Origin of the sequence: Clostridium akagii DSM 12554 (assembly GCF_000686725.1) — a bacterium.
Taxonomy (GTDB): Bacteria; Bacillota; Clostridia; order Clostridiales; family Clostridiaceae; genus Clostridium_I; species Clostridium_I akagii.
Genome location: NZ_JMLK01000007.1, coordinates 271821 through 290951 on the forward strand (window position 1 = coordinate 271821; position 19131 = coordinate 290951).

Genomic DNA, 19131 nt, shown 5'->3' on the forward strand with positions numbered 1-19131 from the left:
AGGTGGGGATTTTATGTGTAATATATATATATATTATTCTATTAAAAGTTACAACAATGGGGATCCAGAAGTGACACTTAGGGGTGAAATAATAAAGAATACAGGACATAATATTATTATTAGAGATAGTGATGGCTATGAGCAAATAATACCTATGTATAATATTGTAGCCATAGTTTATGACGGGAATTATATAGAAACTTCCTATGAGCTTAAACCTGTATATGTATATTATTCAGCTAAGGCATATGATCATTCAAAACCTGAGATAGAGTTTAATGGAAAATTGCAGACAATAAATGAAAATAATATAGTAGTAACGGGGGAACAAGGGCTTATCCATATAATATCTACCTTTCCAATAATCGCTTTTGTCCATGAAGGCGGTACTCACTATGAAATCAAGTGAAGTAGATTGGTATTTGGTGTACAAAAAGTGGACAACAAATACCGGAATATTTGAATATCTTTTTAAGTCATCTCCCTTTGTCACAGCAAAATATATGGGGGAATTTGAACTTAAGTTAGACTACGCGTATAATCTTCCAATTGATATTGAGAAAAAAATAGCAAATATTGAAGTAGATCAGCATACAATAATAATTGTGGATGTTGATGCATTGCTTGGAATAGATATATGTTTATTACTAAACAATGATTACAATATAGCACCTATATTATCCTATAATTTTTTGTTTCATCCTTATGGAGTGGTTGGAGATAACGAACTTATGGAGAGGCTTATAGCCTATTCAGGAAAGCTAAAGCATATTGAACCAATTACCTATGCATTAATTTTGGACAAAAACAGGTACATAAGTGGAGTGGATCTGGATAACCAAATGATATTTAATAACCAATATGAAATAACCGAAGAGGATTTACCAGAGCTAGATATGCTTATAACTTTAAAAAAGAGTAAAGTGAATTTTTTATATTCAGGTAAAATTAAGGAAGATATAAATTGTTATCTTCAGTACTTAAAAGAAAATAATATTATTGTTAACACTGTTGATTTAGGAGATGCAAAATATGAGTGATAAAGAAAAGACTGGTAAAACAAAAGCTTTAGCCTTAGCACTAGCTGTATCTGTAGCTATGGTAAATCCATTACTACTTTCAGGTTGCACCAACCCATATACTGTGGTGGATGAAGATCAAATGAAAAATAAACAAGACAATAACAGCACTGTATTGTACGGCGGCGGATATTACAGCCCATTTATATTTACTAATATTTCTGCAAATAGATATTTATTCAATCAGAATACAACAGTAAATAAAAATTCAGGATCGTCTGGCGCAGCTGGTGGTGGCTGGAAAACTTGGACTTCTTCAAGTAGTGGGGATTATTCTGGAGTTCATATGTCAGGATTTTCAAGTTAGTTATTTTCAGAAAATATACATCACATCTTTGACTTATTATTTTTTCGCAGATGCTGTAACTAAGGGGTTTAAGTTATGTATAAAAAATTGTCCGATAAATATTTGTTTCAATATTTTATGCTTCATTCTAGTAGAAAAGACAGCATTTATTCAGAAAAGCCTTTTTATATTACCGGGGAAGAACATAAACAATTTGTTGACACTTCAACGGTATTGAATAACCTTGTATTAAAAATCATAAATAATATAAATAGCAGGTTTGCAGATTTCAAAGCCTATATACCAGATTTTAAGTATAAGGAAAAGATTCTTAATTTAAAAAGACCAGTCCATGATGTTTTCTGGGTAAGATATGATGGCTTTCTTAAAAAAAATGGTGGCATATTTTATAGTGAATTTAATTATGATAAGCCTTGTGCTGAAAGAGAGATACTTGTTACAGGGGATATGGAAGCCTACAATAATATAAATATAAATTTTAGATACAATTTGAAAGAAGCTTTAAGACATATTATTAAAAGGCAACCAGAAAAAAAATTGTATAGAATTGCTCTTCTTGCAGATCCATGCCATTATGAAGAATCTTTATTAACATTTTTATTACAAAGTGAATTAGCACATAAAAATATTGAATTTATTAGAGTTGGTCCTAAAAATTTATGTGTAAATGATGGTCTAGTTGTTGCATTTAACAAAAGAATAGATGTGATTTGCAGATTATTTCCCACGGAATACAGCTGTGAAATAAAGGATTTTGATAAAATATTAGATGTATTTGAAATGGGTAAAGTGGATATAATTAATGATCCAAGAGTCATAATTGGACAATGCAAAAATCTCTATACGTATTTGTGGAAACTAGTAAAAAGCGGCGATGGTAGATTATCAAAAGAAGAAACTACAGTAATATCAGAAACTCTACCATATACTCAAAGTTTTAATATAATTCACAAAGAATATATTTTAGAGCATAAGGACGAAATTGTTTTAAAACCTGTTTATGGGAGATACAGCATTGATGTGTTTATAGGCACAATGTGTTCACCTGAAGAATGGATAGAGGTTTATGAATATATTAAAAATAGTGATAAATCTTTTATTATTCAAAGCTTCTGTAGTATAAGGCAAAGCGATACATTTTATACTCCAGATGGAAACTTTGTATTTCCAGTAAAAGCTTTTGCTAATATTGGATGTTTTTTAATTGAAGGCAATTTTAGTGGAGCGGCAGTTAGATGGAGTAAGGGATATTTAACAGAAGATGAGAGTACTTTTATTACACCTATTGGAGTTAAAAGTGATGTAATAGAAATAAAAAAAACAGATGTTATTAACAGGAAAAATCTTTGGAATAAAGTTACTGAAAGAGCAATGTTTGAAGCAGACTTTACAGGAAAAATGGCTGGAAATATTGAGTACATAAGTTTAGATTATATAAAACTAAAGCGAGAAAAGTACAATGAACTTGTGTTTGCCACAGAAAAATTAGCACAGATAATGGCTAAAACTCAAAATATAGTTTTAGATAACATAAAAAACTTTGCGGATGTTTTAGGCATAGGTGAATTAGAGGAAATGGTAAAGCATAGAGCTACTAATGAATTTGTATTTTTAGCAAGAATGGATTGGGCTATAGACTTTTCAGGAAAATTAAAACTTCTTGAAATAAATTCAGAAACCCCTGCAGGACTTATAGAAAGTATTTTTATTGATAAAATAATTATAGAAGAACTAAATATAAGCCAAGAGAGTAGTAATAAGGATTTAAAAGAAAAAATATTAAGGCAATTTAAAAAAATTATTCAGGATTATAAGGCTGTTCATTCTATAAAAACAATAGGTATATTGTCCAGCACATACTATGAGGATTGGTATACGGCAAATGCATTGTATAAAATAGTTAAGGATTTACCTTATGAATTTGTTGTAGGTAGTATTTATGATTGCAAGGTTACCAGTGGTGGAAAACTAAGTTTATTTGGCAAAGAATTAGACGCGGTGTACAGATATTATCCACTAGATTTTTTCATAAAAGAAAATATGGAACCTTTAATGGAGGCACTGAAAAACACATTGTCCATTAATCCAGTTCATACAATAGTTTGTCAATCAAAGGCATTCTTTGCGGTTATGTATGAATTCTTAAAGCAGGGTTTATATGATGAAGAAGAAAAAAATATTATATTAAAGTATATACCAAAAACAAGCCTTGAAGTAGGTGAACTTAATACGTTTGATTATATTGTTAAACCTGTACTTTCAAGAGAGGGAATAGGTGTTAAGTTTGCATCGGAACTCGAAAAATTACCTGAAGAAAACTGCATATTCCAAGAAAGAGTAAATACATTAAGTTTAGAACAAAATGTGTACAGTAACCTGGGAAAAACAAGGGAGACACTTTATCCTATAATTGGAACCTACGTAACTGGAAAAGAGTTTGCAGGTATATATACAAGGCTAGGTGAACTTATTACAAGTAATAAATGTGTTTATGCACCAACGTTTGTTGAATGAGGGGGAATAAAAGTTGAGTTATGATAAATACAAAAAATATAATAATAAGATATTTAAAAATAATAAAAATAATAAAAACAATGGTAAAACTAAAAGAAATATAATAATAACCATTGTGGTAAGTATTATAGTAATTGCATTTATAATTGTTATGAATCCAACTCATATTGAAGCTTTAGAAGGGTATACAGAAATTAAAGAGCAACTTATTGGAACCTATGACTTAGTACCTGAGGATGGCTATTATGCAGGTACTGGTACCCTTAATGGAATAGTCCATGCTAGATTTGAAGCTCAGAAGGATGGAAAATTATCGGATACAGTAGATGTTACCAAAAAGTTTTTTGAAGTTGTAAATACACAAAATACTTTAGATGCAAATATCAAGGCTTTGAATGGAAAGGTAAAAACATATAAGAGAACCTATAAAAAGGGAACAGACATAAAAACACATTTTTATTATGTTTTGTACGTGGATAATAGTAGTAAAGTTAAAGCTTGTGGTACATTGGATACAGATAATGATGATGATAGTGATGATTAGTAAATTTGACAAATGAAGCTTATAAAATTAGAAAAACCTATTGTTGAAACGGAAAATTGTGGATGAGAAGCATGCTATATAAAGAAGCTATAGTAAAACTTATTCTAACGATGAGAACAAATAAAAAAAATCACTTGGATTTTAGCTTCCAAGTGATTCTCTATCTAAAAATTAACTTTGAAGTGCTTCTTCAAAAACAGCTTTGACAATATCTTTAGTTGGAACTCCTTCATGTATCTTAACATTATTAACATAATATGTAGGAACATAATAGTAATCATAGTTTTTTGAAATTTCTGGTTCAAGTTCTTCATCAATTATTTTAATATCAATATCGCTGTATTTGGGATCTTCTTTTTTTAATGCATCCATGAAAGAAAATGCCTGCTTGCAGTAAGGACACCAACTTGTTATAAACATAGTTACAGGTTTCAAATTAATCACTCCTTTATTTAATTATCTCACAACAATAACAATTATTATAAAACAATTGTTATTAAATTAATTCTCTAGATTAATAATATAGTGAAACCTGTAAATTTTCAAGGGGTATTCTATAAAAAACAGGAATAATGTCTAAATTTCTGAAAAAATATCTTCTTTGATATGTTTATTAAATATTTTTTTATTAAGCATGGCAATTTCGAATTTATATGGAGGTTTTTTAGTTCCATCAGCATTAGCTAGATATGGAGTTTCTAAAATTTTAGGAATATCTTTCAGAAGCGGATGGTTTGCTATGTAGCAAAGAGCATCAAAACCAATACTACCAAAACCTATCATTTCGTGTCTGTCTTTTCTGCTACCCATAGGATTTTTACTGTCATTAAGATGTATTACCTTTAATCTATCAAGTCCTATGATATTGTCAAAATCTTTTAGTACTCCATCAAAATTATTTACAATATCATAACCAGCATCATTAATATGACAAGTATCCATGCAGATTGTAAGTTTTTCATTGTACTTTACTCCATCTATGATTTTAGCAAGTTCCTCAAAAGTTTTTCCACATTCAGAACCTTTACCAGCCATAGTCTCAAGAGCAATATTTACTGTTTGATCCTTTGTAATAACTTCATTAAGTCCCTTTATAATTTGTGCTATGCCAATTTCTTCACCAGCACCAACATGGGCACCGGGATGTAAAATAATTTGTTTCGCTTTTTTCAGAGCAGCAGTTCTGTTTATTTCCTCCCGTAAGAAATTTACACCGAGCTCAAAGGTTTCAGGTTTTATGCTATTTCCTAAATTTATTATATAAGGAGCATGTACTACTATTTCATCAATACCATTACTATTCATTTTGTCTATTGCCTCATCAATTCTAAGCTCAGCAATTGGTTTTCTAGAAGTGTTTTGAGGTGCTCCTGTATATACCATGAAAGTATTAGCACCATAGGAAATAGCTTCTTCAGTAGAACCTAAAAGCATATTTTTTCCACTCATTGAAACGTGTGAACCTATTTTCAACATATTTATCACCTCTATAAATTAATTTGTCCTATTATTGTAACACTTATTCTATGAAGTGAGAATTATATATTGCATAAAAAGAGGTAGCTAAAAATGAAATAAATGTGGCATCTTTTACTTGCCTAACTTTAGAAAAAGTAGTTTGAAATTAATAATTAATAGTATGAAACTATTATTGCTAATATATTTATAATTATGAGGAATATCGTATAAAAAGCTTCAATATCAATAATATATTGACTTTTTGATAAAAAATAGATACTATTATTAATAAATTATCAAAATAATTAATAAGAAAAAACGGAATTTTAATATAAATTTTTTATTATATAGGTACAAAATATTTATAAGAAGGGGGAGATAATTTGGTTACTTGTGAAAATATGCTAAAGATGCCAGGTATGGAAAAAATGAAATTAGTGGCAGGAAAAGGTGGAATTGGCAGAATAATAACTTGGGTTCATGTAATTGAAATACCAGAAGTAGTTGAATGGGTAGAAGGCGGAGAACTTCTATTTATTACTGGAGTAACAATAAAGGATAATACGGAAGCACTTTTAAAGCTAGTAACAGATATAGATAAAAAAAATCTCTCGGGACTTGTTATAAATGTTGGACCTTATATAAAGGCAACACCAAGGAAAGTTATAGAACTTGCAGATGCTTTGAATTTTCCAATATTTGAAGTACCTTTTGCGGTAAGGCTCATTGAAATTACTCACATAATATGCAAGGAGATATTTTCTAGTAAAATTAAGGAAGAATCCAGGAATAGTTTTATGAATGAATTGATATTTGGTAAATCAGTTATAAAGGATGAAACTATAAAAAGAGCCGTTAAATATGGATACAATATAAAAAAAAATTATTATGCAATAGTAGCCGATATTGATAATTTTAGTACGTATTTAAAAAAAAGTGGTATAGACAAAGAGAAAAAAATAGTTGAGGTTAAAGAGCATATATTACAGTTAATTGATAATGTGATAAAAAGATATAACAAAAAATATATGTATATGATAAAAAGCGATTCCTTCTATTTGATGATTGCGGTAGATAAAAATCTATCCAAAAGAAATTTTATAGAGGAAATGGCAAGAAGTATTAATGAAGAAATAATAGATAATATCAATGATATTACTGTAAGTATAGGTATAGGCAGTGAAGCCTCAGATTTAGAAGGATTTAAAAACGCGATACTGGATGCTGAAAATGCAATGGAAATATCTAAAAAATTAAGTGGAATAAATAGCATAGGTGATTCAAAAAAACTTGGTGTTTATAAGATGTTTTTCCAGATTGAAAATCAAGATGAAATGATAAATTTGTATAATGGCACATTAGGTAAATTAAAGGAATATGAAAAGCTTCAAGCAAAGGAGTTATTAAATTCTCTTCAAGTATATATTGATGAAAACAGAAATATAGGAAAGGCTTCTGAAAAATTGTTTATTCATAGAAATACTATGAAATATAGGATAAATAAGATAGAAGAAATATTAGAATGTGATCTTAAAGATGATAAGGTTATGTTTCATATAATATTGTGTTTTAAAATAGGCCACTTTTTAGGTCTCAACTAGATTTTATAAAAAGTGAAAACATAAATCCATGAATAGTTCACAAAAAAAACTATGAATATTTGTTTAGCATGGACATGGGATTTAAATTACCAATATGATATTATAATCCTATGAAATTTAATAATTCAATAATTATTAAATAGAATATTGATAAATATTCATTATAGAGGTGATCAAATGAGCTATTCGATTTTTCAAAGTCCTGTGAAAATAATTTATGGAAAAGATTCTATAACAGAAGTTGGAAAACAAGCTGGTAGTTATGGAAAAAAAATTATGGTTGTTACAGGAAGAAGTTCTTCAAAAAAAACCGGTGCATTGCAAAAAGTGCTTGAGGGTCTTAAAAAAAATAATTTGGAAGTTTTAGTTTTTGATAAAGTGGAATCAGATCCTAGCGCAAAAACTATAAGGAAAGGAACAGAAATAGCTAGAGCAGAAGGTATAGATACTATTGTAGCATTGGGCGGAGGAAGTGCACTAGATGCAGCTAAAGGAATTAGTGCTATGTGCACCAATCCTGGGGATATTACAGACTATGAAAAAAATATTCTTAAAAATATGGGGCTACCTATAATTGCAATTCCAACAACAGCAGGTACAGGTAGTGAAATTAGTAAATTCACAGTAATTACCGATACAGAAAAAAAAATTAAAATGCTTATTGGAGGGGAAGCTATACTCCCTAAAGTTGCAATTTTAGATCCATGCCTTACCATTATGATGCCAAAGAATGTTACAGCGGCAACTGGAATGGATGCACTTACACATGCAATAGAAGCTTACATATCTAAAGCAAGTCAGCCTATGACGGATATTTTTGCACTTAAAGCTATAGAACTAATAAGCAGAAATTTACCAAAAGCTGTGCTTGATGGGGAAAATATTAAAGCACGCGAAAACATGCTTATAGGACAAATGTATGCGGGATTTGCATTCAGTAATGCTTCAGTAGCATTAGTACATGCTATGGCTAGACCTTTAGGTGCCTATTTTGATGTAGCACACGGACTTGCAAATGCATTACTACTTTCAAAGGTTATGGAGTTTAACAGACCAGCTTGCCAAGAAAGATTGTTTCAAGTTGCAATAGCCATGGGAGAAAAGGTTGAAGGATTATCAACAAGGGAAGGAAGTCTTGTTGCGATAAAAGCTATAAATAATTTGTTTTTGGAAACGGGACTTCCAAAATCATTAAAGGAAGTTGGAGTTTTAAAGGAGAGTATCAGGGATTTAGCAAAAGATGCAATTGCCAGTGGTAGCGTGCTTTTAAATCCTAGAAAACCAAGTTTAGAAGAAATCATAGATATTTATGAAAAAATATATTAATTTTAGAATTTAGGGGGAAGAAATATGTCAGCTTTAGAGAGTACAATCACAGCAAAGCAAGTAAAGGAACTAGATAAAAAATATAATCTTCATTCTTGGAGTGCTCAGGGAAGTTTAAACCCTCAGGTAATTGAAAAAGCAGAAGGAATTTATTTTTGGGATAGTGAGGGAAAAAAATATTTTGATATGTCCTCTCAGCTCGTAAATCTAAATGTTGGACATGGAAATAAAAAAATAATTGAAGCTATTAAACTTCAAGCAGATAAGATGGCTTTTATGGGACCTGGTTATGCAGTAGATGTAAGATCTAGACTTGCACAAAAGGTAATAGAGAAGGCACCAGATAATATGGGAAAAGTATTTTTTACACTAGGTGGAGCAGATTCAAATGAAAACGCAATTAAAATAGCTAAAATGTTTACCGGAAGAAATAAAATATTTTCTAGATATAGATCTTATCATGGTGCAAGTTACGGAGCTGCAAATCTAACGGGAGAGCCCAGAAGGTATACTTGTGAACCTGGAATACCTGGTTTTGTAAAATTTTTCGATCCATATATTTATAGAGCCGGTATCGAATTTAAAAGCGAAGAGGATGCATCAAAATATTATGTGGATAAATTAAGAGAACAGTTAATATACGAAGGAGAAGAAAGTGTGGCAGCTGTGTTTCTTGAAACTGTAACTGGAAGTAATGGAGTAATAATACCTCCAAAAGGGTATCTTAAAGGCGTAAGAGGCGTATGTGATGAGTTTGGAATACTAATGGTGTGTGACGAGGTCATGACCGGATGGGGAAGAACAGGAGAATGGTTTGCTTGCAATAACTGGGATGTTAAACCGGATCTTATTACTTTTGCAAAAGGGATAACTTGTGGTTATGTACCACTTGGCGGAGTAATAGTAGATAAAAAAATATCAGAATATTTTGACGATAACACTTTGATGTGTGGATTAACATACAATGCTCATCCTCTTAGTTGTGCTGCTGGAATTGCCACTTTAGAGGTTTATGAGGAAGAAAAACTGATTGATAATAGTAGAAATATGGGTAAAATACTTGGAGATCTTTTAGAAAGTATTAAAGATAAACACCCGTCAGTTGGAGATGTAAGATATATTGGATTGTTTTCAGCGGTGGAACTTGTTAAGGAGAAAGGAACACGACAGGCGCTAGTGCCATATGGTAAAGATCCAGAAAAAATTATGCCTAGAATTATTGGAATGTTAAAAGAAAAAGGGTTCTCAACCTTTTCGCATGAAAACAACATAATGATAGCTCCACCACTAATTATTAAGGAAGGTGAGCTTAGAGAAGCAATGGGAATATTTGATAAAGTAATGTGTTTTGTAGATGAATATATAAAAAAATAACGTGAAATTTGTTTAAAGGCAAAAGAAATTTCAAAAATATAATCAAATATAAGAATGCAAAGGGATGTGTATTAAATGGAAAATATAAATTGTAACAGAGAAAGACTGGAAGATAAGATTGTTACATTTAGTAAATTTGGGGATACGGGAAAAGGTGGAATAACAAGATTATCTTTATCACAACCAGCACTTGATGCAAGAGCTGAATTCTCCAAAAGAATGAAAGCAGCAGGCGGGGAGATATTGACAGATGATATGGGAAATATGTATGCCACATTTGAGGGATCTGAAAATCTTCCTCGCATTGCAATGGGATCACATTGTGATTCAGTAGTACAAGGTGGAAACTATGATGGAATTTTAGGTGTAATGACTGCAATGGAAGTAGCTGAAACTATGGCTACGGAGAAGATTCAGCACCGTCATCCAATTACAGTTATTATTTGGACCAATGAAGAAGGAGCACGTTTTGACCCTGCAATGATGTCTTCCGGTGTTATTACTGGTAAATTTGCTAAGGCGAAGATGCTAGCGTCAAAAGATAACGAAGGAATAACCTTTGGTGAAGCACTAGATGCAAGTGGATATAAGGGTGAAGAAAAGAATCGAATGAATTCTAAGGAATATATGGCCTTTGTAGAACTTCATATTGAGCAAGGACCTGTGCTTGAAAATGCAAAAATGGATATCGGTGTTGTAGAAGGTGTTGTTGGTATGGTGAATTATGAATTTGAATTTATAGGTGAGGCAGGTCATGCTGGAACCGTTCCACAGAAAATGAGAAAAGATGCTCTTTTTGCAGCTTCTGAGGCTATTCAGTATTTGCACAGAGAACTTGATAAACTTGATGAAAAATTAGTTTATACTACGGGTAGAATTATTTGTTCTCCAAATGTCCATACAATTATACCGGATGATGTGAAGTTTACATTGGATGCAAGACACCAGGATCCAGCTGTGGTGCAGCAAGTGGTTGAAGTTATTAAAGAAATTCCTTCTGAACTAGCCAAATGCAAAGTTAGCTACAATGAATTATGGTCACGTAAAACAGTAGGTTATAATAAAGAATTTGTGAATTTAGTTGAAAAAAATGCAAAGCTTTATGGATATTCCAATATGAGAATGTATAGTGGGCCTGGGCATGATGCTCAATTTGTAGCTGATATGATTCCTACAACCATGATATTTGTTCCAAGTATTGGTGGAAACAGTCATTGTGAAATAGAAAAAACTACCCTTGATGATTGCCTAAAAGGTGCTAATGTATTGCTTCAAACTATTTTAGATATTGATAAGGCATCTGAAAGAAAATAACAAGTCAAAGATGCCACGGATATTTTGCGTCAGACAAGGAGACATGTCCCGCTGATAGTGGTGCTATCTAAGGGTTATGTCAACGCAGTATGACACAAAATAGACTAGTATACTGACTAGTTATTTTTTTGAAGATGCCTAAGAAGTAGAGGAATATATTTATTTTCAATGATTCATCAATAGATTTATAAAATTAGAGTGGTTAAAATAATATAAAATTAGGAGTGATAAAAATGAAAGAAGAGATGTATGAATTAAATGAAGACATGAGTTCAAGTAGTCTTTACAATAATGACTTAGCGCCGACAAAGTTAAAAGATAGAACTTGGAATACCTACAACTATACAGCACTTTGGATTGGAATGGCACATTGTGTTCCTACCTACACAATGGCAGGAAGTTTAATTGCACTTGGGATGAGTTGGATTCAAGCACTACTTACAATAACTCTTGGAAACCTTATAGTTTTAATACCAATGCTTCTTAATTCTCATCCTGGAGCAAAATATGGAATCTCTTTTCCTGTTTTTGCCAGAGCATCCTTTGGAACTAAAGGTGCTAACATAGTAGCAATTTTAAGAGCTATAGTTGCTTGTGGATGGTTTGGAATAAATACATTTATAGGTGGAAGTGCTTTAAATGTTTTAGTTTCATCATTAGTTCCAGGTTTTTCGCATATTGGAGGAAACTTTCAAGTTGCAGGACTATCTCTTTCTGCTGGAATTACATTTATGATATTTTGGGCAATTGAAATGATGATTATATATAAGGGTATGGACATAGTCAAAAAATTTGAAAACTGGGCAGCACCACTAGTTATGATTTTAGCACTTATATTACTTGTATGGATGGTGGTGTCAGCAAAAGGGTTTGGACCACTATTAAGTACACCAAGTAAATTCACAAACGCAGGACAATTTATGAAGGTATTTATACCATCACTTACAGGTACAGTAGGTTTTTGGGCAACTATATCTCTTAATATACCTGACTTTACTCGATTTGCAAAAAGCCAAAAGCAACAGATGAAAGGTCAAGCAATAGGGTTACCAGTAACAATGACAGTGTTCTCTGCAATGGGTATACTTATAACTTCTGCCAGTGTTATATTATATGGCAAATCAATGTGGGATCCCGTTGAAGTTATATCTAAATTTACAAATCCAGTTGCATTACTTGTTGGTTTCTTTGGAATAGTTGTTGCATCACTTTCAGTTAATATAGCAGCAAACATAGTATCACCTGCATACGATTTTTCAAACTGTTATCCAAAGCGTATAAGTTTTAAAATGGGTGGACTTATTACAGGTGTTATTGGAATATTGATGATGCCATGGAGACTTCTTGCAGATCCATCAGGATATATTTTCACATGGCTTGGAACTTATTCTGGAATACTTGGACCAATTGCTGCAATAATAATTTGTGATTATTGGGTTTGTAGAAAAACAAAACTTAACTTAAAGGATTTGTATAGTACTACTGGAGAATATTCTTATACCAACGGATTTAACCCAAGAGCAATAATAGCACTTATTTTAGGAATCGTTGGAGCTCTTATAGGTAAGATAGTCCCAAGTTTAAGTGGAGTGTCAGACTATGCATGGTTTGTAGGGTTTGGTTTATCATTTGTAATTTATCTTTTATTAAATAGAGGCAAAAGTGTTACAAGTACAAGTGCATCGCCAAAGGAAGAAGTAGTTTAGGAGAGGGGCAAGGGACAAGTTGAAAAATTAGGAATGGGGTGAAAGTTAAATGGATAAGATAATTAAAAATGGAACTATTATAACGGCTTTTGATACATTTAGAGCTGATATAGGCATTGAGGATGGAAAAATTGTTATGATAGCTAAGGACATAAAAGACGAAAAGGCTGAAATAATAGATGCTAAAGGAAAATACGTACTTCCAGGTGCCATAGATTCACATACACATTTACAAATGCCTTTTGGTGGAACAATATCTGCTGATAATTATGAAGCAGGAACTAGAGCTGCGGCTTGTGGTGGAGTTACTACAGTCTTTGATTTTGCACTTCAACAGAAAGGACATGGAATTGTTCAAACTGCCAAGGAAAGAGATGCACTTTGTGCACCACAGGCATGTGTTGATTATGCTTTCCACGTGGCAATAACAGATTTGAGACCAGAAGTTTTGGATGAATTTAAAGCAGCAGTAGAATTTGGAATATCTAGTTTTAAAGTATTTATGGTATATAAAAAAGAAGGACTAATGGTTAATGACGGGGTGTTATGCAAGGTACTTGAAAAAGCTAAAGAAGTTGGAGCAATTATAGCCGTACATGCTGAAAATCCAGATCTCATTGATGCAAGAACTGAGGATTTCTTAAAAGAAGGTAAAACTTCAGCTTGGTATCATTACCTTTCTAGGCCTGAATTTGTTGAAGCAGAAGCTGATATTCGTGCAATACATTGGGCTAAGTCATTAAATACACCTCTCTATATTGTCCACCTTGCAAATAAGCAAGGCATGGATGAAGTTAAAAAAGCTAGAGATGAAGGTTATGAGATTTATGCAGAAACATGTCCGCAATATTTACATTTTACAAATGAAGTATATAAAAGGGAAGATGGAAGAAATTTTGTATGTTCACCTCCAATGAAAGCACAGGAAAGCCAGGACGCATTATGGCTTGGAATTAAAAGTGGCGATATTGCAACAATTGCTACAGATCACTGTCCATTCCAAAGTTATGAGAAGGATTGGGGAAAAGATGATTTTACAAAGATTCCTAATGGTTGTATGGGAATAGAAAACATGTATCCATATATGTTAAGCGAAGCAAATAAGGGAAGAATTACATTAAATAAGGTAGTTGAACTATGCTGCAAAAATCCTGCTAAGATATATGGCTGTGCACCTGAAAAAGGAACAATTGCAGTGGGTAGTGACGCCGATATAGTTATATATGATCCAAATAAAAAATTTACGGTTTCAAAAGATAATATGCATTCTGATGTGGATTATACAATTTGGGAAGGCTTAGAACTTAATGGTTATGTGGATATGACCTTTTCAAGAGGAAAATTAGTATTTAAAGATGGAGAATTTTGTGGTGAGCCTGGCTGGGGTAAATTACTAAAACGAAAAGCTAGAAAATAACTTTATAAATATGAGGAAAATAACCGGCTAGTATGATGTGAAATATGTTAACATACTGGCTGGTTATTTTCATCCATTATTTAAGTAAAGGCTAGGCACTTTCAAAATAATAAATAGTTAGTTTGATATATTTGTTTAGGAGAAATTATATGAGGAGAGCAAATTATGAATAAAAATAAAATCATGTTAAATGAAGAATCTGCTAGATGCCTTTTATGTCATGAACCACCATGTAGCAAAGCATGTCCAGCTAAAAAAGACCCCGCTAGCATAATCATGTCACTAAGGATGGATAACTACAAATGTGCAAATATAAAAGCAAAGGAAGAATTAGAGAAATATGGAGCTTGTGGAGAGTCATGTGATAATAAAATGTATTGTCAGAGAAATTGTACAAGAGGGAAAATAGATAGACCAATAAAGATAAGAATGATTCAGGAGAGTATTTATAGGGAATGAAATTATATATAACTTAAGCAATATAAAAAAGGAGGAAAATTTAAATGAATAAGGATTTGTCTATAGAGTTTTGCGGCGTTAAATGTGAAAATCCTTTTTTTCTTTCATCTTCAGTAGTTGGAAGCAATTATGATATGTGTGCAAAAGCATTGGAAATGGGATGGGCAGGAGTAGTATTTAAAACTATAGGTTTTTATATTCCCAGTGAGGTATCACCAAGGTTTGATGTAATAGGCAAAGAAAATACACCCTTCATGGGTTTTAAGAATATGGAACAAATTTCAGATCATCCACTGGAACAAAATTTGAAATGGTTAAAAAAATTAAAGGAAAATTATCCTTCAAAGGTGATAGTTGCCTCAATAATGGGTGAAAATGAGGATGAATGGACAGAACTGGCTAGACTTGTAACTAGAACTGGAGCAGATATAATAGAATGTAATTTTTCATGTCCTCAAATGACAAGCGAGGCTATGGGCGCAGATGTTGGTCAAAATCCGGAATTAGTTAAAAAATATTGTCAGGCTACAAGACGCGGAACTAATCTTCCTATTTTGTCAAAAATGACTCCAAACCTTGGGGATATGATAATACCAGCCATTGCATCAATTGAAGGTGGAGCAGATGCAATCGCGGCAATAAATACTGTAAAAAGTATAACAAGGGTAGATTTAGATGCACTTACACCTTTTCCTATTATAAATGGTAAATCAGCAGTTTCTGGCTATTCAGGAAAGGCTGTAAAACCCATAGCATTAAGATTTATAAATGAATTGGCACAAAATAAAAGGCTTGAAAATGTTCCCATTAGCGGAATGGGTGGTATAGAAACTTGGAGTGATGCTGTTGAATTTATACTTTTAGGGGCTTCTAATATCCAAATTACTACAGCTATAATGCAATATGGATATAGAATAATAGATGATTTAATAAGTGGACTAAGTCTTTATATGGAAGAGAACGGCTTTGAAAAATTGGATGAACTAGTTGGTATGGCTTTGAAAAATATAGTTACAGCAGATAAATTAGATAGAACTTATGTTATCTATCCAAAGTTTAATAAGGACATCTGCGTTGGCTGTGGAAGATGTTATATTTCGTGCTATGACGGAGGCCATCAGGCTATAAAATGGAATAGTGAAAACAGGGAAGTTTCGTTAATTAAAAAAAATTGTGTTGGATGTCATCTTTGTATTAATGTTTGCCCTGTAAATGCTATTTCAAGTGGAGAAAAAATTTATAAATAAAATAATAAATTATAAAAAGCAAACCCTAGACAAAAATGGTAGATTTTAATCATTTGGGGTTTGTTTTTTTTATCCTATTATGCTAAATTATATTTAGTATTTATGTTTTATGGTGATTGCTATGAAATGCAATCAAGCAGAGTTATACGAGAAAGGAAGATGAGTGAAATGATACTAATTAAAAATGGTAAAATACTTACCATGGCGGCTAAAAACTATGAAAATGGATGTATACTAATTGATAATGGTAAAATTATTGATATTCAGGAAAAAATAGATACACCTTTAGGGGCAACGGTTATTGATGCACAAGGATTGCTTGTTATGCCTGGAATCATTGATGCACATTGCCATTTGGGAATGTGGGAGGATTCTATTGGCTTTGAAGGTGCTGATGGTAATGAAATGACTAGCCCTATAACTCCTCATCTTAGAGCAATAGATGCTATTAATCCAATGGATAGAACATTTAAAGATGCCTATGAAGCTGGCGTAACAACGGTTATGACAGGACCAGGCAGTGCAAATGTTATAGGTGGACAATTTGCGGTTATTAAAACTTATGGAAAAAGAATCGATGATATGATTTTAAAAGCACCAGCAGCTATTAAAGTTGCTTTTGGTGAAAATCCAAAGAGAGTGTACAACCACAAAGGACAAACTCCACAGACAAGAATGGCAACCGCAGCACTTTTAAGAGAAACATTAATAAAAGCTAAAGACTATGTAGAAAAGAAAAAAAGGGGAGAAATAAATCAGGATAAAATACCGGATATTGATATAAGGCTTGAGGCGTTAATACCTGTTCTTAATAAGGAAATACCATTAAAGGCTCATGCACATAGAGCAGATGATATTTTTACTGCATTAAGAATTGCAAGAGAATTTGATGTAAATATAACTCTTGATCACGTAACAGAAGGACATCTTATTGTAGAAGAACTTAAGAAAGAAAATGTGCCACTTATAATCGGTCCAACTTTTGGAACAAGAGGTAAAGTGGAACTTAAAGAAAAAGATTTTAAAACACCAGGGATTTTATCAAGGGCTGGTATAAAAATTGCAATTATGACGGATCATCCCGTAATACCTATACAACATCTGCCTATGTGCGCTGCCTATGCTGTTAAATACGGAATGGATGAAGAAGAGGCATTAAAAGCAATTACTATAAATGCTGCTGAGATAATTGGTGTTTCAGATAGGGTAGGAAGTATTGAAGTTGGGAAGGATGGGGATATAGTTATATTTGATGGCAATCCTCTAGATATAAAGGCAAATTCATTATATGTTTTAATAAATGGAAATATAGTAAAAGAACCACTTTTATTGTGATTTTCATCAAAACTCATATTATTATCTAGCATAACGTTATTTTAAGATCGCTAATGAAAAATCTCTTTCTATCAAATGTATTAATATTTTATATAGTAGATTATAATATAGGTGTATGCTATAAATATTTGAATATGAGAGGAAGAGAAAAATGGAAAAAGATTATTTTAAGGATAGATCGCTGGAGAGTAAATTAATAAACTCAATTAATATAGGTGATACAGTATATATTTGTGAGAAGGATAAGCAAAGGTCAGCAAGTAAAATAGAGGATTTAACAAAAGGTTATGTAGTTAGAAGGCTTACTAGACATGATCATCCCAGAGGAATTAAAGTTGAAATAAAGGGTACAAATGCTAAAACATCTATAGGCAGAGTTGTTTATTTAGTGAGAAATAATAAAATCCTTTATGGAGATAAATAAAATAATATATTAAAGAATATTATAAATAAATTAATTATTCGGGGGATGATAATTTGCTAAAATATTTATTCGAAAAGTTTTTAGGTATATTTAGTGAGTTGATTTATTTTATGTATGAAAGAAAAAAAGAAAGTGAACTACCTCAGAAATTTCAGCTTAAATTTAGAGCAAGTGGTATTTTTAAAATTGTTCAATTCACAGATCTTCACGAAAGAATGGAGAAAAATGAAAAAACAATAAATCTAATGAAAAATGTTATGGAAAAAGAAAAACCAGATTTGATATTGATAACTGGGGATTGTATTGATGGTCGTTATTGTAGATCAAGAAGCGCTACGGAAAAGGCAATCCACAATATAGCTAGTACAGTGGAGGCTACCAAAATTCCCTGGGCTGTGGTGCTCGGTAATCATGATTGCGAGCTTTGTAGCGTAAATAGGGAAGAACAGATGAAAATTTACATGTCTTATAGTCATAATATGAGTCAAAGATTTTCAACTGTAATAGGCAGGTCAGGAGATTATAATCTATTAATTAATGATTCTAAAAATCTTACTCCAGTTTTAAATATATTTATGATGGATTCAGGAGACTATTGTTATAGAGGTTATGATTATATAACTATGAGGCAGGTTCATTGGTATGAAAGATTATCCGATAATTTAGAAAAACAGTTTCATAAAAAAATACCTTCATTGATGTTTTTTCACATTCCACTTCAACAGCAAAAGAAGGTTGGACTAAGTGGTAATTTTGATGGAAGTAGAAATGAATCGGAATGCGTACAAAGCCGTGATAGAGGATTGTTTGATTCTTTAAAAAAAGTTGGTAATGTTAATGGAGTTTTTTGTGGACATGACCATACTAATGATTATGCAGGTAAACTAGATGGAATAACACTAGGATATGGTCGTAGCACTGGGTATAATGGATATGGAAACGAAAAACTCTCAAAAGGAGCAACAGTTTATATATTAGATGAAAATAAACCAGGGAAGTTTGAAACCTATAAAAAGGAAGCTTAAC

The 19131-nt window shown here is 31.9% G+C and carries 18 protein-coding genes; 16 read left to right on the forward strand and 2 right to left on the reverse strand.

Annotated elements, in window-relative coordinates; genetic code table 11:
• Window positions 1-13: 13 nt before the first annotated feature.
• The 5 genes from BR66_RS0103525 to BR66_RS0103545 all read left to right on the forward strand — a co-directional run bounded on the left by BR66_RS0103525 (window position 14) and on the right by BR66_RS0103545 (window position 4444).
• The gene (locus BR66_RS0103525) at window positions 14-409 is read left to right on the forward strand and encodes a hypothetical protein (protein ID WP_026881660.1); all 396 of its coding nucleotides are present in this window, start codon (window positions 14-16) and stop codon (window positions 407-409) included.
• Window positions 396-1040, forward strand: a complete 645-nt coding sequence (locus BR66_RS0103530) for a hypothetical protein (protein ID WP_026881661.1) — start codon at window positions 396-398, stop codon at window positions 1038-1040. The genes BR66_RS0103525 and BR66_RS0103530 overlap by 14 nt, the downstream gene beginning before the upstream one ends.
• Window positions 1033-1386: a hypothetical protein gene (locus BR66_RS0103535; RefSeq protein WP_035795379.1), complete on the forward strand. Its 354-nt coding sequence runs from the start codon at window positions 1033-1035 to the stop codon at window positions 1384-1386. The genes BR66_RS0103530 and BR66_RS0103535 overlap by 8 nt, the downstream gene beginning before the upstream one ends.
• Window positions 1387-1461: 75 nt before the next feature.
• Entirely contained in the window at window positions 1462-3900 is a 2439-nt protein-coding gene (locus BR66_RS0103540; RefSeq protein WP_026881663.1) for a glutathionylspermidine synthase family protein, read from the forward strand.
• 13 nt (window positions 3901-3913) lie between these two features.
• Window positions 3914-4444 carry a hypothetical protein gene (locus BR66_RS0103545; RefSeq protein ID WP_026881664.1) on the forward strand — a complete coding sequence of 177 codons (531 nt, stop codon included), beginning with the start codon at window positions 3914-3916 and terminating at the stop codon, window positions 4442-4444.
• Between the two features lie 171 nt (window positions 4445-4615).
• On the opposite strand, the gene BR66_RS0103550 is transcribed toward BR66_RS0103545, so the two are convergent.
• A complete protein-coding gene (locus tag BR66_RS0103550; RefSeq protein ID WP_026881665.1) occupies window positions 4616-4879 on the reverse strand; it encodes a glutaredoxin domain-containing protein in 264 nt (87 codons plus the stop codon).
• Window positions 4880-5020: 141 nt separating this feature from the next.
• A complete protein-coding gene (locus BR66_RS0103555; RefSeq protein WP_026881666.1) occupies window positions 5021-5920 on the reverse strand; it encodes a deoxyribonuclease IV in 900 nt (299 codons plus the stop codon).
• Between the two features lie 365 nt (window positions 5921-6285).
• Between BR66_RS0103555 and BR66_RS0103560 the strand changes: the two genes are divergently transcribed.
• From BR66_RS0103560 to BR66_RS0103610, 11 genes are all read left to right on the forward strand, one after another.
• Complete coding sequence (locus BR66_RS0103560; protein WP_026881667.1) at window positions 6286-7503, forward strand: PucR family transcriptional regulator; 1218 nt, start codon at window positions 6286-6288, stop codon at window positions 7501-7503.
• Between the two features lie 177 nt (window positions 7504-7680).
• Window positions 7681-8829, forward strand: a complete 1149-nt coding sequence (locus BR66_RS0103565; RefSeq protein ID WP_026881668.1) for an iron-containing alcohol dehydrogenase — start codon at window positions 7681-7683, stop codon at window positions 8827-8829.
• A gap of 24 nt (window positions 8830-8853) precedes the next feature.
• On the forward strand, window positions 8854-10203 hold the full coding sequence (locus BR66_RS0103570; protein WP_026881669.1) for an aminotransferase class III-fold pyridoxal phosphate-dependent enzyme: 1350 nt from the start codon (window positions 8854-8856) through the stop codon (window positions 10201-10203).
• A 75-nt stretch (window positions 10204-10278) separates the two neighbouring features.
• Window positions 10279-11517 carry a Zn-dependent hydrolase gene (locus BR66_RS0103575; RefSeq protein WP_026881670.1) on the forward strand — a complete coding sequence of 413 codons (1239 nt, stop codon included), beginning with the start codon at window positions 10279-10281 and terminating at the stop codon, window positions 11515-11517.
• Window positions 11518-11750: 233 nt separating this feature from the next.
• Window positions 11751-13223 (forward strand): NCS1 family nucleobase:cation symporter-1, encoded by a 1473-nt coding sequence (locus tag BR66_RS0103580; RefSeq protein ID WP_026881671.1) that lies wholly within the window; start codon window positions 11751-11753, stop codon window positions 13221-13223.
• Window positions 13224-13272: 49 nt separating this feature from the next.
• Complete coding sequence (gene hydA, locus BR66_RS0103585) at window positions 13273-14640, forward strand: dihydropyrimidinase (RefSeq protein WP_026881672.1); 1368 nt, start codon at window positions 13273-13275, stop codon at window positions 14638-14640.
• A 165-nt stretch (window positions 14641-14805) separates the two neighbouring features.
• A complete protein-coding gene (locus tag BR66_RS0103590; RefSeq protein ID WP_026881673.1) occupies window positions 14806-15099 on the forward strand; it encodes a hypothetical protein in 294 nt (97 codons plus the stop codon).
• 44 nt (window positions 15100-15143) lie between these two features.
• Window positions 15144-16346, forward strand: coding sequence for an NAD-dependent dihydropyrimidine dehydrogenase subunit PreA (preA, locus tag BR66_RS0103595; protein ID WP_026881674.1), 1203 nt, complete (start codon window positions 15144-15146; stop codon window positions 16344-16346).
• Window positions 16347-16514: 168 nt separating this feature from the next.
• Window positions 16515-17681 (forward strand): amidohydrolase, encoded by a 1167-nt coding sequence (locus tag BR66_RS0103600; RefSeq protein WP_026881675.1) that lies wholly within the window; start codon window positions 16515-16517, stop codon window positions 17679-17681.
• Window positions 17682-17832: 151 nt separating this feature from the next.
• Window positions 17833-18105: a DUF2196 domain-containing protein gene (locus tag BR66_RS0103605; protein WP_026881676.1), complete on the forward strand. Its 273-nt coding sequence runs from the start codon at window positions 17833-17835 to the stop codon at window positions 18103-18105.
• A 53-nt stretch (window positions 18106-18158) separates the two neighbouring features.
• Window positions 18159-19130, forward strand: coding sequence for a metallophosphoesterase family protein (locus BR66_RS0103610; protein ID WP_242841103.1), 972 nt, complete (start codon window positions 18159-18161; stop codon window positions 19128-19130).
• Window position 19131: the final 1 nt, after the last annotated feature.

Coding starts and splice junctions, on each gene's coding strand:
- BR66_RS0103525 (WP_026881660.1), top strand. CDS start 14: ATGTGTAATATATATATATATTATTCTATTAAAAGTTACAACAATGGG.
- BR66_RS0103530 (WP_026881661.1), top strand. CDS start 396: ATGAAATCAAGTGAAGTAGATTGGTATTTGGTGTACAAAAAGTGGACA.
- BR66_RS0103535 (WP_035795379.1), top strand. CDS start 1,033: ATGAGTGATAAAGAAAAGACTGGTAAAACAAAAGCTTTAGCCTTAGCA.
- BR66_RS0103540 (WP_026881663.1), top strand. CDS start 1,462: ATGTATAAAAAATTGTCCGATAAATATTTGTTTCAATATTTTATGCTT.
- BR66_RS0103555 (WP_026881666.1), bottom strand. CDS start 5,920: ATGTTGAAAATAGGTTCACACGTTTCAATGAGTGGAAAAAATATGCTT.
- BR66_RS0103565 (WP_026881668.1), top strand. CDS start 7,681: ATGAGCTATTCGATTTTTCAAAGTCCTGTGAAAATAATTTATGGAAAA.
- BR66_RS0103570 (WP_026881669.1), top strand. CDS start 8,854: ATGTCAGCTTTAGAGAGTACAATCACAGCAAAGCAAGTAAAGGAACTA.
- BR66_RS0103575 (WP_026881670.1), top strand. CDS start 10,279: ATGGAAAATATAAATTGTAACAGAGAAAGACTGGAAGATAAGATTGTT.
- BR66_RS0103580 (WP_026881671.1), top strand. CDS start 11,751: ATGAAAGAAGAGATGTATGAATTAAATGAAGACATGAGTTCAAGTAGT.
- hydA (WP_026881672.1), top strand. CDS start 13,273: ATGGATAAGATAATTAAAAATGGAACTATTATAACGGCTTTTGATACA.
- BR66_RS0103590 (WP_026881673.1), top strand. CDS start 14,806: ATGAATAAAAATAAAATCATGTTAAATGAAGAATCTGCTAGATGCCTT.
- preA (WP_026881674.1), top strand. CDS start 15,144: ATGAATAAGGATTTGTCTATAGAGTTTTGCGGCGTTAAATGTGAAAAT.
- BR66_RS0103600 (WP_026881675.1), top strand. CDS start 16,515: ATGATACTAATTAAAAATGGTAAAATACTTACCATGGCGGCTAAAAAC.
- BR66_RS0103605 (WP_026881676.1), top strand. CDS start 17,833: ATGGAAAAAGATTATTTTAAGGATAGATCGCTGGAGAGTAAATTAATA.